15 protein-coding genes are annotated in these 14,616 nt (G+C 60.2%); 8 read left to right on the top strand and 7 right to left on the bottom strand.

Features of this window, described 5'->3' with window-relative positions:
- Positions 1–101: 101 nt before the first annotated feature.
- The 6 genes from FNU79_RS07860 to FNU79_RS07885 all read right to left on the bottom strand — a co-directional run bounded on the left by FNU79_RS07860 (position 102) and on the right by FNU79_RS07885 (position 6,745).
- Entirely contained in the window at positions 102–1,040 is a 939-nt protein-coding gene (locus tag FNU79_RS07860) for a hypothetical protein (RefSeq protein ID WP_143720326.1), read from the bottom strand.
- 369 nt (positions 1,041–1,409) lie between these two features.
- Positions 1,410–2,237, bottom strand: a complete 828-nt coding sequence (locus tag FNU79_RS07865; protein WP_143720327.1) for a DUF72 domain-containing protein — start codon at positions 2,235–2,237, stop codon at positions 1,410–1,412.
- Between the two features lie 133 nt (positions 2,238–2,370).
- A complete protein-coding gene (locus FNU79_RS07870) occupies positions 2,371–3,144 on the bottom strand; it encodes a hypothetical protein (RefSeq protein WP_143720328.1) in 774 nt (257 codons plus the stop codon).
- A 125-nt stretch (positions 3,145–3,269) separates the two neighbouring features.
- Positions 3,270–5,480 (bottom strand): hypothetical protein, encoded by a 2,211-nt coding sequence (locus FNU79_RS07875; RefSeq protein ID WP_143720329.1) that lies wholly within the window; start codon positions 5,478–5,480, stop codon positions 3,270–3,272.
- Between the two features lie 64 nt (positions 5,481–5,544).
- Positions 5,545–5,949 (bottom strand): ExbD/TolR family protein, encoded by a 405-nt coding sequence (locus tag FNU79_RS07880; protein ID WP_124868307.1) that lies wholly within the window; start codon positions 5,947–5,949, stop codon positions 5,545–5,547.
- A 64-nt stretch (positions 5,950–6,013) separates the two neighbouring features.
- Positions 6,014–6,745, bottom strand: coding sequence for a MotA/TolQ/ExbB proton channel family protein (locus FNU79_RS07885; protein ID WP_124868305.1), 732 nt, complete (start codon positions 6,743–6,745; stop codon positions 6,014–6,016).
- A gap of 174 nt (positions 6,746–6,919) precedes the next feature.
- On the opposite strand from FNU79_RS07885, the gene sufC reads away from it, so the two are divergent.
- From sufC to FNU79_RS19410, 6 genes are all read left to right on the top strand, one after another.
- Positions 6,920–7,708 (top strand): Fe-S cluster assembly ATPase SufC, encoded by a 789-nt coding sequence (gene sufC / locus FNU79_RS07890; RefSeq protein WP_143720330.1) that lies wholly within the window; start codon positions 6,920–6,922, stop codon positions 7,706–7,708.
- A gap of 49 nt (positions 7,709–7,757) precedes the next feature.
- On the top strand, positions 7,758–9,164 hold the full coding sequence (gene sufB / locus FNU79_RS07895; protein WP_143720331.1) for a Fe-S cluster assembly protein SufB: 1,407 nt from the start codon (positions 7,758–7,760) through the stop codon (positions 9,162–9,164).
- On the top strand, positions 9,165–9,581 hold the full coding sequence (locus tag FNU79_RS07900) for a hypothetical protein (RefSeq protein ID WP_143720332.1): 417 nt from the start codon (positions 9,165–9,167) through the stop codon (positions 9,579–9,581). It begins immediately after the preceding gene.
- Positions 9,582–9,672: 91 nt separating this feature from the next.
- Entirely contained in the window at positions 9,673–10,029 is a 357-nt protein-coding gene (locus FNU79_RS07905; protein ID WP_143720333.1) for a VOC family protein, read from the top strand.
- 95 nt (positions 10,030–10,124) lie between these two features.
- Entirely contained in the window at positions 10,125–11,483 is a 1,359-nt protein-coding gene (sufD, locus tag FNU79_RS07910) for a Fe-S cluster assembly protein SufD (protein WP_143720334.1), read from the top strand.
- Between the two features lie 96 nt (positions 11,484–11,579).
- Complete coding sequence (locus tag FNU79_RS19410; protein WP_225429952.1) at positions 11,580–11,771, top strand: TMEM175 family protein; 192 nt, start codon at positions 11,580–11,582, stop codon at positions 11,769–11,771.
- 30 nt (positions 11,772–11,801) lie between these two features.
- Here FNU79_RS19410 and FNU79_RS07920 read toward each other — a convergent pair whose 3' ends face one another.
- Entirely contained in the window at positions 11,802–12,290 is a 489-nt protein-coding gene (locus FNU79_RS07920) for a hypothetical protein (RefSeq protein WP_143720335.1), read from the bottom strand.
- Between the two features lie 94 nt (positions 12,291–12,384).
- On the opposite strand from FNU79_RS07920, the gene FNU79_RS07925 reads away from it, so the two are divergent.
- Together FNU79_RS07925 and FNU79_RS07930 are read left to right on the top strand one after the other, a co-directional pair.
- Entirely contained in the window at positions 12,385–14,259 is a 1,875-nt protein-coding gene (locus tag FNU79_RS07925; protein ID WP_185974646.1) for an outer membrane protein assembly factor BamB family protein, read from the top strand.
- Between the two features lie 64 nt (positions 14,260–14,323).
- Complete coding sequence (locus FNU79_RS07930) at positions 14,324–14,605, top strand: DUF427 domain-containing protein (RefSeq protein WP_124868289.1); 282 nt, start codon at positions 14,324–14,326, stop codon at positions 14,603–14,605.
- Positions 14,606–14,616: the final 11 nt, after the last annotated feature.

Below are 14,616 nucleotides of genomic sequence, written 5' to 3' on the forward strand. Positions count from 1 at the left end.
AAGGCAAAAATGGGACTGAGCGCAGCGCCAAGCCACAACGAAAGAGCGGAAGCCTTAGCCTCCGCCCTTCTGTGATCTGAAATTAAGTGCTGACGCTGTGCTTAGCGGGGCGTAACGGTGCGGCCACCGCCTGCCGCGCTGCGTGCGCCGGTGATGGCCAGCAGCAAGGTCAGGCCAGCGGCCAGCAGCCAGCCCCAACCGGCGGTGTTGGCGGCGCTGCGGGCGATCCGCTCGGTGGCGGCAGCGGTGGCGGCGGCCTGCTTCTCGGCGGCGGTGATGCCGTCATTGACCGAAGTCTGCACTTCGGCGGCTTGCGCTTGGCTCAGGCCCTGACGCTGCAAACGGGTCAAGAACTGATCGCCGGTCAAGGCCTTTTTGATGGCGTCGGTGCGCTTGGTCACGAAGTCGCCGACGTTATTGACGCTGGTCAAGTCGCCCAAGTCGTTGGCGGCGCGGCTCACGATACCCGTGACCACGTTGCCAGCGGCGCTGACCTGCTGCTGGTTGAGGTCGGGGCTGGCCTGCGCGATCAGGTTTTCCACGTCCGACTGGCTGAAGTTGCCGATAATGTTTTGGCCCTGGGGCGTTTGGGCGGCTTGATTGGCGGCGTTGGTGGCGGAGCTGGCCAGTCCTGGCACGGCGCTGGCCAAGCTGCCGAGGGCGCTGGTCGCCGCGCCGGTGGCAGAGCTGAGCGCGTTGTAGCCGAGCAAGCTGCCCAGCAAAACCAACAAGCTGCCGGTCACCAGGCCGGTCAAGGTGGCGTCGTCTTTGGTCATGGCGGCGATGCCGGGCGTGCCGTCAACGGTAGACGGAGCGCTGGCCCGCACGGCGACCAAGCCGGCTGCGTAAGCCGCGATCAGCACGCTGATGGCCAGCCAAATGACGGCGGCGATGCCCACACCCGACAAGGTAATGCCGGTGACTGCGGTAATGGCTGTGCCGAGGGCGATGAGGGTCAGCTGAACCACCAAGCCCACCACCAAACCGGCAAAGATGCCGCGCCAGCTCAAACGATGTGAAAGAAAATCCCGATTGGTCATGTATATCTCCTTAAAAAGTCAGTCCAATTCATTCAAAAGAGAACTGAGGTTGAGTTGCCGAAATTTCGCTTCGCCTTTGTGAGATGAAAGGTATTTCATAAGACAACCGCCTGCCGGTGGCGCGTTTGGCCGCCGTACAGTCAGACCAACCGTAACGGTTCTGACACACTTTGGAAACCCATCCAATACCAATCTTTCTTTCATCTTTGGAGACGAAGCCGCTTTTACTCAAGAGAAAATGAAGGCCATTTTTTGCTGCACGCCAACGTGTTTAAGTCGCTGGATATGTTAGGAACAGCCTCTTTTTGTGAGACTTCTTAGAAAATCGTTCAACAGTTTCTTTAGGTCAAATCAGCAACGTATGAAGACTCAAAGTAAGCTGTCTTGCAACGGCTTTGGTGTAGTAACAGCGATTCCCTGAGCAGTTAGTGCTTGGCGCAGCATCGGAATATTTTTAAGGGCGTGCCCGCGAGTGGTGTTTTCAAAAAACACGTACAGTTCGTCGACTTCGCCGTCGACAAAAGCGATTTTGGCGGCCCATTCGTCCATTTCAGCTTGGGTGTAGCGGTAATCGTGGCGCTCGGCAGCGCTTTCCCCGCTCCACCAATTGCCGCTGTTGCGCCCGTGCAGCCGCAAGTAGGCCACGTCTGCCGTGACGTGCAGGCTCGGCTCCGGCACGCCCGCGACCGGCGGATAATCGGGGCTGACCCAGATCAGGCCGAATTCGCGCAGGCCCTCGCGCACCTCAGGTTTGTCCCAGCTCTGGTGGCGAAATTCCACGGCCAGCTCGTGTCCGGCAAAGCGCTCGGCCAGCGCCTGCAAGTATTTGCGGTTGGGCGGCGTGCGGTGAAAGCGGTAGGGAAACTGAGCCAAATACGGCCCCATGATGCCCGCTTCGCGCAGCGGCTCGGGGCTTTGCAGCATCCGGTCAAAGTCGCTGTCTTGGGGCGTTTGGTCGTGGGTAAAGACCTTGTTGAGCTTGACGGCCATGCGGGTGCGGCCCGCCGAGCGCTTGGCCATGCCTTCGAAAGCCTTGAGGCCGGGAATGCCGTAAAAGCTGGAGTTGAGTTCTACGGCGTCGAAGTGCTGAGCGTAAATACTCAGGAAATCGGTCTGCTTGGTGCCGGGTGCGTAGAGCAAGTCCTCGCCGATCCAGTCGTCGTTGGTGTAGCCGCCAGTGCCGATATAAACTTTCATGCTTTCAGTCTGCGGCAGGTAGACGGGCGGCGTGTGGCACACGGCTTGTGGAAAAAATAAGGAACGCCAATACGGTAGCAGCGCCCACCTGAATAAGTTGGTGGGCGCTGCTGTTGGTGCTGCTGCTTCGCGTTTAGCTGAACTTGCTCAAGTCCAAAATAAAGTCGTAGGCGCAGCCGCCCTGCTCGTTGCGAATCAACAAATCCACTTTGGCATTGGCGTTCAGGCCCGCTTTGAGCGGCTCGAAGTAATACACCAACGTTCCGGCCTGCTTCCCGTCGGCTCCAGCTTTCCAGTCGTTGACGAAGCTGAAGCGGGTGGGCGCGAGCAGTTTGCCGTCCGGCCCTTTGAGGCGCACCTGATAGGCGCTGCGCTGCTGCAAATCGCTCAGCCCCCTGACCGAGACATCAATTCTGAGCTGACCGTCAGGCAGAGAGGGCGCAGAGCCTGGAGCGGGGGTGGCAGCCGGCGCAGGCAACTTGGCTCCGTAATCGTTGCTGCCGTCCGGCAAGACGCCCGCGCCAAAGCTGCTCAGGGCGCTGGCGGAGGTCATGTTCTTGAAGTTGTCACGGGCGTCTTGGGCGGCAAACAAGAGCTGGTCGGCCTGACCGCTGAGCGTCAAGCTGCCCACCCGGCTGCCCTGAGCAAAATCGGTGGGGTTGGCCAGCCAACTGCTCAGGCAAGTGTCGCCGCCGTCGTACACCTTGACGCTGCCGTCGGGCGCTTTGAATTTTCCGCCGTCCACGCTGAGGTCAAGCGTGTAAAAGGTGGGCACAGTGGCGCGGCGGCCATACGCGCTGTCGATCACGGTTTTGGCGCTTTGGTCTTCGAGCTTGGGCACCCAAGCCAGTGCAGGGCCAGAAGTGAGGGCGGTGAGCAGAACCAGACCGAGAGACGTTTTACGCATGAATTACCTCGCTGAGCTGTTGAGTCAAGTGGAGTTTTGGGGAAGAGTGTCTGAACTAACCATCTATTTAGTGCTTCAAAATGACGCAGAGCTGACCTCAAGGTGACGGGTTTGAGACCTATGCTCTAGTCCTTGAGATAAGCCAAGCGGCAGGCCTGACCCGCCGATCTGAAGGCCGCTGCGCCGGCCGCGTCGAGTACCGCGTCGGTGATGTAGTTGCTCTTTGGCGCGAACTTGGTGGCCTGCACCCTGACGGCCCGAATGCGGGTGACATTCTTAAATTGGCTGATCTGGCCCTCGGCGGTCAGGTAGGTGTGCAAGTTGCCTTCATTGACGAGCTGTGAGCTGACGCCTTTAATCAGCTCGGCGTCGGGCCAGAGTTGATTGCCATTCTGGTCGAAGACAAAACTGGTCTGCGCCCGCTCAAAGCGCTTATCCAGGCCGCGCACGTCAACTGCAACGGTGCAGAGCAGGGCTTTGTTCTCGTTGCCCGCGCCGTCGCCGCCTGCGCCGCTGGCCCGCCCGCCGCCGCTAGCGATGCCGTCGGTTTGGCCCGCTGAAGGCCCGCCGTAGGTATCGGGGTTGCCTCCAACTTGCCTTCCCTCGGCGTCACCGGCGGGTTGTGGAGCGCCGGCCCGCCCGCCGCCCCCCGCTGGACGGCCTGCCACCTCACCCACAGCGGGGCTGCCGCCCGCGCCGCTTCCGGTGCTGCTGCCTGCCGATTCGCGGGGCGCAGCGGGAGCGTCGGCACTCACGCCGCGACTGCCGGGCGTGCCGCGTGTGGGCGCGGTGCTGTCCGCGCCGGGGGTATTGGCCGCCGCCGCGCCGCTGCCGCCTGCCGGGGTTGCCGCTTCGCCGCTGGCGGCATTTTGCGGCCCCGAACCGCTGCCTGCGCCGGGCCGAGCCGTGACCGGATTCGCGCCGCTCTGTGCTCCGCTGCTGCTGCCACCGGTGGGCCGGGTCGCTTCGGGGGTGGCAGTGCTGCCCGCCGCATTGCTGGCATTCCCACTTGGGCGCACGGCCGTTTCTGGGGTCGGGCTGGCCGAGGCTTGGCCGCCGCTGCTTCCGCGTGCGGGCGCTGGCGATTGGCTGGGGGTTTCGCTGGGCCGGGTGGCCACCGGACTGGTATTGCGGGCCGGCGCAGCGGGAATGTCGCTGGCAGAAATCTGCGGGCGCGGTGAGACGGGCGCGGCGGGAGCGGGCGCAGCCGTCGCTGCTCGGCCTGCCCTCGGCGCGGCCTGGGCGATCTCGTTGATGGCGGGTAAGTTGCTGGCTGCGCTCTCACTGCGGCGGGCGGGCGCTGCCGCTTGCGTGCCGGGGTCGCCCGCCGCGCCGCCGCCGCGTGCCGCTTCGGTCTGCTGGGTGGGGGCGGCAGCGTCCTCGCGTCTGGGCAGAGAAGTGATCGGGGCGGGGTCTGGAGCGGGTGCAGCGGCGGCCGTCGGCGTGGGCGGTGCGGGCGCGTCGGGCGCTGCGGCGTTGGGCTGAATCTCGCGGCTGGTGGGCGCGGCTGGCGTGGGCGTTTCCACCTGAGCCGCCTGATTTTGAATAGGTGCGGGTGTGGGGCTGGGCGTCGGAGACGGCTGATCGCTAGGCGTGCGCGAAGGCTCGGTGAGGGTGGCCTGCGGCGTTGGGGTTTGCGCGGGCCTCGATTCCGGCGTCGGCTGGGTGGTGGGTACGTCGCTGGGCGGCGTCAGTGTCGCTTGTGGAGTGGGGGTCGCTTGCGGTGTAGGGGTGGCCTGCGGCGTGGGAGTAGGGGAGGGGGTCGGCGTCGGGTTGGTCGTTGGCGTCCGGGTGGGCGCGGTGCGGGCCGTTTCGGTGGGAACTTTGGGCTGCTCTTGCGGCTGCGTGTTGGGTGCGGGCGTCGTTTGGGCCGTTGGTGTTTTAGGCGCGGCCGTTTCCGGCGTGGACGACTTCTGGGGCGTAGGTTTGGGCGGCGTGGCAACCGGCGGCTTAACCACTGGAGGCGTTACTGCGGTCGGTCTGGGCACGGGCACGACTGGTTTGGGCGGCTGCACTACCACGGGCTTGGGCTTGGGCGGCTCGGGTTTCAGCGTTTGGGTCTTGAGCGGCGTTTTGGGGGTGGGCTGAACCACCGTTTTGGGCGGCGTTTTGATTGTCGCTGGCGGCGTGACGGGTTGTGTGGGCGTCAGGACTTCGGGAGCCAGCGTCACCACTTCCAGCGGAGCGCGGCTCAAATCCGGCGGAGTCAGCGAGCGGGTGGGGGCCGGAGGGCGCAGCGCCAAAATGCCCAGCAGCAAGGCCGCGTGAACAATGAGGGTAACGCCCAGCGCCCGCGCCCGGTCAGCGTTGTCAGGTGGCAGCACTCGAACGGTCAAGGCCGACTCCTTTGGTGAATAGCTGGCGATGAAGTCAAGGAGAGTGCGGCAGTCTTCACGGCGCTTATTTGCTCCCGGTCTTGGTGCCGAGGGCCAGGCGCTCGCCGCCGGCTTTCTTGATCACGTCCATCACCTGCACCACGCCGCCGTAGTTGCCTTTTTCATCGGCCCGCAGGCCCACCGTGCCGCCCGACACCTGAAGCAGAGGCTTAAGCTGAGCGCCCAGTTTGGTCAGGGTGGTTTCTTTGCCGTTGAGGTACAGCTTGCCAGAGCGCTCCAAGCTGACCACCGGCAATTCGGGAGTTTGCTGCACCGTCTGCGAAGCGCGGGGCAAATCCAGCGGCAAAGCGTTTTGGCGGGCGTTGAGGTTACTGGTCAAAAAGAAGAAAATCAGCAGCAGCAACACGATGTCCACCATCGGCGCAAAATCAAAAGTCAGCGGCTGTTCTTCCCGGAAGCGGCGTCTCATAAGGCTTCCAAAGGGGGCCAGGCCTTTTGTGTTTTAGGAGTTGTTGCAGTGGCCGGAGTCCGCTTCATGGCGTTTTGCTGCCCTCGAAGGTGAATTCCAGCGGAGCAATCGGCGCGGCCTGGGCGTTGGTCTGGGCCGCTGGACGGGCGGGAGCAGCCCGCACGGGCGCAGTGGGCACCACCACGCTCAACCAAGCCGGAAGTTCCTCGCGCACCCGCTCGGCCCCCGCTGCGATTCGGTCGGCGCGGGAACGCAGAGCGTTGCGGGCCACGTACGCCACAATCGCCACGATCAGGCCGCCCGCCGTATTGATCAGCGCTTCGCTGATGCCGGTGGCAAGCTGCGAAGGCGTGGGCGCGGTGGTCTGCGAAAAGACGATAAACGAGCGCACCATTCCGATCACGGTGCCGAGCAAACCGATCAACGGCGCGATCTGGGCCACCGTGCCCAGCGCACTGATGCCCGCGTACAACCGGGCGTCTTCTTGCAAGATGGCTCCGTTCATGGCGGCCTGCGCGGCGTCGATGCCCCGGTCGGCTCTGGCGAGTCCGGCCCGCAGCACATTGGCGGTGGGGGTCTGCAAACCCGAATAATCAATTTCGGCCAGCGCCGCCGCTCCGCCCGACTCGGCAGTCACGGCCCGCGTGCGCTCGATCAGGGCCGCAGAAGCAGAATCCTGACCCAGCCTAGAGAGTTCCAAGACCCGCAGCGTCGTCAGGTAGATGGTGTAGATCGACAGCGCCAACAACACCCACAGCAGCGGCCCAGCGGCCTGAATCAGGGAAAGGACATTCACCCTTTACCTCTTAGCATAGCCGTCTATGGCAAGCGTGAAAAATGCCTCGGCCTTCTCATCTTGGAGCTTCCCGAATCCGCACTAAACCACTCGACTTTAGGGGTGCTGAGCCGTTAGAATGGGCCAGTAAGTAGGAATGATTCCTAAAAGCAGCTTCACATCCTAAGGAGAGTTATGACCGAAGATACCACCAGTCCGCAGCAGAGCGCCCCGCACCAAATCGAGATCCGAAACCTGCACGCTTGCGTCGGGGACTTGCAGATCCTCAAGGGCATCGACCTGATCGTGCCGCGCGGTGAGCTGCACGCGGTGATGGGGCCGAACGGCAACGGCAAGAGCACCCTCGCCAAAGTCATCGTCGGCGACCCTGAGTACACCGTCACCGAAGGCGAGATCCTGGTCGACGGTCAGAACATTCTGGAAATGGAACCCGACGAGCGTGCCCGCCTCGGCCTCTTTCTGGCCTTCCAGTACCCGGTTGAAATTCCGGGCGTGACCATCGCCAACTTCCTGCGCCTCGCCATGCAGGCCCGCAAAGCCGAGGGCGAGGAAGTCAGCTTCACCGAGTTTTACAACAAGCTGCTGGCCGCCCTCAAAACGTTGGAATGGGACGAGAGCATCGTGGAGCGCTACCTCAACGCGGGCTTTTCCGGCGGCGAGAAAAAGCGCAACGAAATTTTGCAGATGCTGATGCTCGACCCCACCTACATCATCATGGACGAAACCGACTCGGGCCTCGACGTGGACGCCCTCAAGATTGTGGCCAGAGGCGTCAACTCGATGCGCGGCGAGAATCTCGGCGGTTTGATCATCACCCACTACCAGCGCCTCTTGGATTACATCATCCCCGATAAAGTCCACATCATCGTGAACGGAAAAGTAGTGCAGTCTGGCGGCCCCGAACTCGCCAAGAAGCTGGATTCGCAGGGCTACGAATGGGTCAAGGAATTGGCTACAGCCTGAGCCGTTTCGCCTCGCTGCCCGCACCATCTATACACTCTAAGGAGTTCAAATGACCATTAATCCCGCAGTCAATGACATCAACACCGACTATGAATACGGTTGGAGCAATCCTGAGAAGTACGCCTTCAAAGCGCCCAAAGGTCTGAGCCGCGAAGTCGTCGAAATGATCAGCAAGACCAAAGACGAACCCCAGTGGATGCTGGACTTCCGCCTCAAAGCATTGGACATCTTCTACAGCAAGCCGATGCCGACTTGGGGCGCGGATTTGAGCGGCCTCAACCTCGATGAAATCTACTATTACATCAAGCCCGAGGGCATGAACGCCCGCAGCTGGGACGATGTACCCGAGGACGTGAAAAAGACCTTCGAGCGATTGGGCATTCCCGAAGCCGAGCGGGCTATGCTGGCCGGTGTGGGCGCACAGTACGAATCGGAAATGGTGTACCACAACCTCAAAGAAGAGTGGGAAAAGTTGGGCGTGGTCTTCCTCAGCATTGAAGACGGCCTCAAAGAATACCCTGAGCTCTTCCGCGAGCATTTCGCCACCATTATTCCGCCGGAAGACAACAAGTTCGCGGCCATCAACTCTGCGGTTTGGAGTGGCGGCAGCTTTGTCTACGTCCCCAAAGGCGTCAAGGTGGACATCCCACTGCAAACCTATTTCCGCATCAATGCCGAGAGCAGCGGTCAGTTTGAGCGCACCCTGATTATCATTGATGAAGGCGCTCAAGCGCATTACATCGAGGGTTGCACCGCACCTGCCTATAACGCCGACAGCTTCCACTCGGGCGTCATTGAAATCGTGGTCAAAGAAGGCGCACGCTTCCGCTACAGCACCATTCAAAACTGGTCGCACAACGTCTACAACCTTGTCACGCAGCGGGCCGCCGTGTACGGCAATGGCGTGATGGAATGGGTCGACGGCAACCTCGGCAGCAAAGTCACCATGAAGTATCCGGCCTGCTACCTCCTGGAAGAAGGCGCACGCGGCGAGATCTTGAGCATTGCGATGGCGGGACGCGGCCAGCATCAAGACGCGGGCGGCAAGATCGTTCACTTTGCGCCCAACACCAGCGGCACGATTGTCAGCAAGTCGATCAGCAAGGATTCGGGCCGTTCTTCTTACCGTGGCCTGGTCAAGATTTACGAAGGCGCGAAGGGCAGCAAAACCAATGTGGAATGCGACGCCCTCTTGCTCGACGAGGAAGCCCGCACCGACACCTATCCTTACATCGAGATTGAGGAAAAGGATGCCCGCGTGGGTCACGAAGCCACCGTCTCCAAGATCAATGACGAGCAGATTCTTTACCTGCAAAGTCGCGGCCTCAGCAAAGATCAGGCGGCAGGTTTGATTGTGCGCGGCTTCATCGAGCCGATTGCCAAAGAATTGCCACTTGAGTACGCCGTGGAGTTGAACCGGCTAATTGAGTTGGAAATGGAAGGCAGCGTCGGATAGTTGAAACCAGCACTGACCCTACTTGCCAAAATTATCTTTGGATTTGTTTTTCTAGTATGGTCGGTGCTTGCTATTACCTTTGACCCAAACATCTTGAAGCGTACTTTCTTTAGGCTTACCCATCAGGTCTATGCTCTGCAAGATATTGGCGAAAGTTATCCAAGACGTGAAGTGGCTGTGCAAGTCAAAGATACTGAGAATCCGAGTGCTGATGCCAGAAGGTGTATCGAAGCTTTTGAAATTTTCTCGTTAGATGATGGACAGACGGCGACTTGCCGAGTTTTTGTCAACCGTACTTCTTACGAGAGATTCAAAGCAGGAAATTCTACTTGTGAATTGGCGCGTGCTGTTCAAGGTGCTTATGCCTCGGCCAAAACTGCTGAAGTTTTTATGAACGAGGGCTCGCTCTGTTCGTAGTTCGGTTTCTATCCTCAAATCGAATTGTCGGGACAGCGGCTGAGCTTTCAGTAATTTCGGACGGAACTTCATTGGAAGAGAGAAGATAAACTTGAAACTCAATCACATCAACTTAGGCGTTACTGACGTTCCTGCCGCCGTCGAGATCTTCGAGCTTTTCTTTGGCCTTAAGCAGGCCGAAGGAATGCCCAGAAACGACAACATGACCTTCCTGCATGACGATGACGGCTCACTCATTTCTGTCTTCAAAAGCAAAGACGTGAGTTACCCTAAAGTCTTTCACATCGGCTTTTTGCAAGATACGCCGGAGCAAGTGCGGGCCGTTCACGCGCAACTCACAGCAGGCGGCCACCAAGTTCAAGCCCCTTACGAAAATCATGGGCGGCTGACCTTTTACTTCAATACTCCGGCTGTCTTTATTATTGAAGTCGAATCGTTCATGGGTTGATCTGATTTTCATCTTTAAGCTGCCCAAAACACTAAACATTTTGACCGGAATCCCAATCTCAACACAGTGGACTGGCAAAAGGAGAACCCCACCGCATGACCAATTCCCCATTCTCTGACCAACTCGCTGCCCACACTGGCCCCGACTGGCTGAATGCCAAGCGCAAGGCCAGCTTCGATCTCTTCGACACGCTCGAAGTGCCTCACAGCGGCGTGGAAGCCTGGAAGTACACCCAAGTCACCATCGATTTCGCCAAGCTGCGCCCGCATCCCAAGCGCGATATGGTCGCCGACCTCTCGGCCTTGCCTGCCAGCGTGCGCGAACGTCTGAGCAGCACCGACGTGGGCGCATTCTTGGTGATGGACGGCCCCGACGTGGTCTACCGCACTGAGTTGCCCACCGAGCTGAGCGCCAAAGGCGTGATCTTCACCGATCTCAAAACGGCGGTGGAGCAGTACCCCGACAAGGTTCAGCAGTACCTCTACAGTGTGGTTCCCGCTGAAGTGCCGGACGACACCACCATTGCCGCGCCCGGCACCACGCCCAGCAAATCACCCGATCCCAGCGAGGGCAAGTTCAGCGCTCTGGCGGCGGCCCTGTGGACAAACGGCGCGTTCGTCTACGTGCCGCGCGGCGTAGAAGTCGAGCTTCCGCTCGGGTCGTTCCGCGTGATGAGTGAGGCCGGCACCTACACCGCTACCCGTACCCTGGTGGTGGCCGAAGAAAACGCCCAAGTGACTTTTATCGACGAGCAAGACAGCGAAGACTTGCCCGGCACCTACGCTATCGGCGCAGTCGAACTCGTTGTCAAAGACGGCGCTCGCCTGCGCTACGTCAGCATCCAGAACTGGGGCAAGGGCGTCACCCACATTCAGCGCCAGCGCGGCGACGTGGGCCGTGACGCGACCCTCAACAGCCTCGTGGTCACGATGGGCGGCACCCTCAGCCGCACCGAAATGCAGAGCCACTTGCGCGGGCAAGGCTCGAGCAGCGAAATGCTGGCGCTCTACTTTGCCAACGAAGACCAGCACTTTGACCACTACACCCTCCAGCATCACGCCGCGCCCAACGCTTACTCCGATTTGCTCTACAAAGGCGTCAGCGACGACCAAAGCGTGGGCGTGTTCAGCGGCATGATCAAAGTGGACCTGGGCGCACAAAAAACCGACGCCTACCAAAAGCACCGCACCCTGATGCTCAGCAGCGAAGCCCAAAACTTCAGCGTGCCGCAGCTGGAAATCAACGCCAACGATGTGCGCTGTTCGCACGGCTCCACCACCGGCCCAGTGGATCAGGAGCAGCTTTTCTTTCTTCGTTCACGCGGCATCAGCAAAGAGTTGGCCGAGAAAATGCTGGTCACCGCTTTCTTGGAAGACGTGCTGGGGCGCGTGCCGCTGCAGAGCGTCGTCAAGTACATCGAAGGCATTATTGCCAAAAAGGTCGGCGCAGCCTAAACCACAACTGAGTGCTTGGACAGTCAGCCTCCGGTGTGGAGCTGGCTGTTTTTTTGGTCGCTGCAAAGAAGCTAAACAGGAGCAAATCGATTCTTCATGGGCAAAACCAGATTGGAAGCGTTTTCGGATGGTGTGCTGGCGAGCATTATTACCATTATGGCGTTGGAACTTGGAGCGCCTGAATGCTGCGAAAGTGTGTTATTCCCGACCAGCGGATCGAGCGAGTGCTGGCTGAGGAGGAAGTACTATCGGGCAGACAAAAACGAAAAAGCAAAAGCCCGTAGATGAATCTCCACGGGCTTCGGCTTTACTGGGGACTTACTGCAAGCGCTTCATGATGTCTTGCAGGCTTTGTGAGTCGGCCCAGTCCATTCCGGCCTGCACGTAGGTCATGGCCGTTTCCTTGTCGCCGCGTTGCAGGGCGATGTAAGCCAGTTTGGCGGCGCTGAGCGAGGCCCACTGCTTTTCGGTGTCGCTCAGGTCGTTGAGGTTCGACCAAGCGTTGTAGGCGTTGATCCACCACTGGGTCTTGGTGTAAAGCTGCGCCAAGTAAGCTCCGTAAGCACGGTCAGTGCTCATGGTGGAGGCGATGTAAGCCTGATCCACCGCCCCTTTCCAAAGGGTGCGGTCATAAAAGGCGGCGGGATAAGCCACGTCAGCCTGCACCGCGAGTTCGCTGGCGCGGTTGAAGTGGTCGCTGGCCGTCATGGTCATCGAATCCGACATGGCCGGATCAGCTGGAGCGGTGTCTTGTGCGCTGGCCAATCCTGCCAGAGCAAACGCTGTCAAAATGAGAATCTTTTTCATATCAACATGTATCTTAAGACGCTAATGTGCAGGACGTCTACGACTTAACCCGCTCTTGAGCCTTGCTTTAAGAGAATGTAAAGGAGAATCCATTTTGCCGCTCGCTTCATTTACCCGACGTTCACTGTTTTTTCCGCTGCTGTGCGCTTCTTTCTCGGTGGCCTTTGCTCAAACGCCTACCGTGGGCGCAGCCCCTCCCATCACCTGGTCAAAAAACATCAAGGCCCTCGGTGCCCTGAGTGTGGCCGACAACGGCGACGTCGTGCTGATCGGCTCGGACGCCAAGTTGCGCCGCTTAGACAGCACTGGACAAGAAAAATGGGCCTTCGCTTTAGGCGACATTGGCCGCGCCGCGCCGGTCATTACTCCTTCCGGCGTCACGCTGGCGGTGGCCTACGACGATAACCTGTACGCCATCGATGCCAGCGGCAAGAAGCTCTGGAATGTGCGTTTTGACGGTGATTTGTATGCCTCACCCGCGCTGAGGTCCGACGGCAGCATCGTGGTGGCCAGCAGTGGCGGCACGGTTTATGCCCTGAACAGCCAGGGCGGACAGCTTTGGAAATACAAAGTCGGCTCTCCCATCTACAGCAGTCCTATCGTCGCCTCAGACGGCAGCATTTACTTCGGCACGCAGGGCAATCAGGTGGTGGCGCTGACTGCAGATGGACAGCTCAAATGGCGCTTCCGCACCGGCAGCACCGTATTTGGCAGCCCCGCTCTGGACGCGGCAGGCAACCTCTATTTCGGCTCTGGCGACAAGAAAATCTACAGCTTGACCCCCGGCGGCGAGTTGCGCTGGACGCGGGCCACCGCTTCGTTTGTCAATGCCAGCCCGATCATTACTTCAAAAGGCTTGGTGGTGGTGGGCAGTTACGACGGTAATGTTTACGCTCTGAGCGACGCCGGACAAGACGTCTGGGTGTATCCGGCGGGCGCGGCCGTCGCGGCCCCAGCCGCCGAGTTGGTGGGCGGCGCGGTGGTGGTCGGCGATATGGGCGGCACCTTGCACTCCATCGGTGAGGGTGGCAAAGCGCTATGGACACTCAAAACCGGCGAGCGGATCGACACCAGCGTGAATGTCAGCTCGGCGGGGATGCTGTATTTTTCCACGGCCAGCGGCAAGCTCGATGCCATCGCCAATCAGCCGCCCCTCGCGGACGGCCCGTGGACGTACTACCGCAGCGTGGCGGCTGGCTATGGCCGCCCTCCAAGCAGCACTGAGGCCGCCGCGCTGACGGCCCTCAAGCGTCCCGCCGCTCAAAAAGCGCTGGCCCTGATCGCCCAGCAAGCGCTGATTGCCCAACAGCCTGTGAATCAGCAGCCTGCGCCCAAGCCGCCAGTCGCGCCGCAGCCAGCCTCGAAGCCCGCTGCCCCGTCAACCGCAGCCCCGCCAATTGCCCCTTCACCAATCACAGCCAAGCCGCAGCCCTCTCCCGCTCCAGTGGCTTCAAAACCAACCTCACCCGTCCCCACCGCTCCGCCCGCTGCCAAGCCTGTGGTGGCCGCTCCGCCTGCTGCCCCGGCCCCGGTAGTGCCTGCTCCGGCTCCGAAGCCGCTAGTACTTACCGCTGATCCTGCCGCGCTTGCTCTTTCCGCTGGAGCCAAAGCACGCGCCGACCAAGGTCAAATCGTGTTGCCGCTGCCGGAAGTCGTGGGAGCGCTCGGCGCTCAAATCCAAGTCCAAACGCCGCGCAGCGTCACTGTGCAGCTCGGCCCAGACAGCAGCACGTTGCCGGTGCGAATGCTGGGCAGTGGAGAGACCCGTGGGGCGTGGGTGGCCCTGAGTGATTTAGAGCGCCTGCGTGTGGGCGATCAATTGGGCCTGAACTCCTACGCCAAAGGCGTTTATCGTTTGCAGCTCGGCAGCAGATTAGCGCTCAGCTTCAAGTTGAATCTCGCCAAACTGCTGCCTTTTATGCCCGCCAAAGAATTTCCAGACGTGGTGGAGCGCCCCGCCAAACCATAAAGAGCAGGCGCTGAACGTCAGTTTCCCAACACATTCAGCGCCCAGTAGCTTTTAGAGTGAAAGCATGAAAGCCATTTGGAACGGTCAAGTCATCGCCGAGAGTGATGACACGGTAGTGGTAGAAGGCAACCAGTATTTCCCACTCAGCAGCGTCAAGGCAGACTTTTTGACGCCTAGCGAAACCCACAGCGTTTGCCCGTGGAAAGGCACGGCCAGCTACTACGGCTTGTCAGTGGATGGCAAGAGCAACCCTGACGCCGCTTGGTATTACCCTCAGCCCAAAGACGCCGCCAAACAAATCAAAGACCATGTGGCGTTTTGGAAAGGAGTGGAGGTTCGGGCTTAGCGCTTTTCATT

Origin of the sequence: Deinococcus detaillensis, from assembly GCF_007280555.1 — a bacterium.
GTDB lineage: Bacteria > Deinococcota > Deinococci > Deinococcales > Deinococcaceae > Deinococcus > Deinococcus detaillensis.

Coding starts and splice junctions, on each gene's coding strand:
- FNU79_RS07865 (WP_143720327.1), bottom strand. CDS start 2,237: ATGAAAGTTTATATCGGCACTGGCGGCTACACCAACGACGACTGGATC.
- FNU79_RS07860 (WP_143720326.1), bottom strand. CDS start 1,040: ATGACCAATCGGGATTTTCTTTCACATCGTTTGAGCTGGCGCGGCATC.
- sufD (WP_143720334.1), top strand. CDS start 10,125: ATGACCAATTCCCCATTCTCTGACCAACTCGCTGCCCACACTGGCCCC.
- sufB (WP_143720331.1), top strand. CDS start 7,758: ATGACCATTAATCCCGCAGTCAATGACATCAACACCGACTATGAATAC.
- FNU79_RS07880 (WP_124868307.1), bottom strand. CDS start 5,949: ATGAGACGCCGCTTCCGGGAAGAACAGCCGCTGACTTTTGATTTTGCG.
- sufC (WP_143720330.1), top strand. CDS start 6,920: ATGACCGAAGATACCACCAGTCCGCAGCAGAGCGCCCCGCACCAAATC.
- FNU79_RS07920 (WP_143720335.1), bottom strand. CDS start 12,290: ATGAAAAAGATTCTCATTTTGACAGCGTTTGCTCTGGCAGGATTGGCC.
- FNU79_RS07930 (WP_124868289.1), top strand. CDS start 14,324: ATGAAAGCCATTTGGAACGGTCAAGTCATCGCCGAGAGTGATGACACG.
- FNU79_RS19410 (WP_225429952.1), top strand. CDS start 11,580: ATGGGCAAAACCAGATTGGAAGCGTTTTCGGATGGTGTGCTGGCGAGC.
- FNU79_RS07870 (WP_143720328.1), bottom strand. CDS start 3,144: ATGCGTAAAACGTCTCTCGGTCTGGTTCTGCTCACCGCCCTCACTTCT.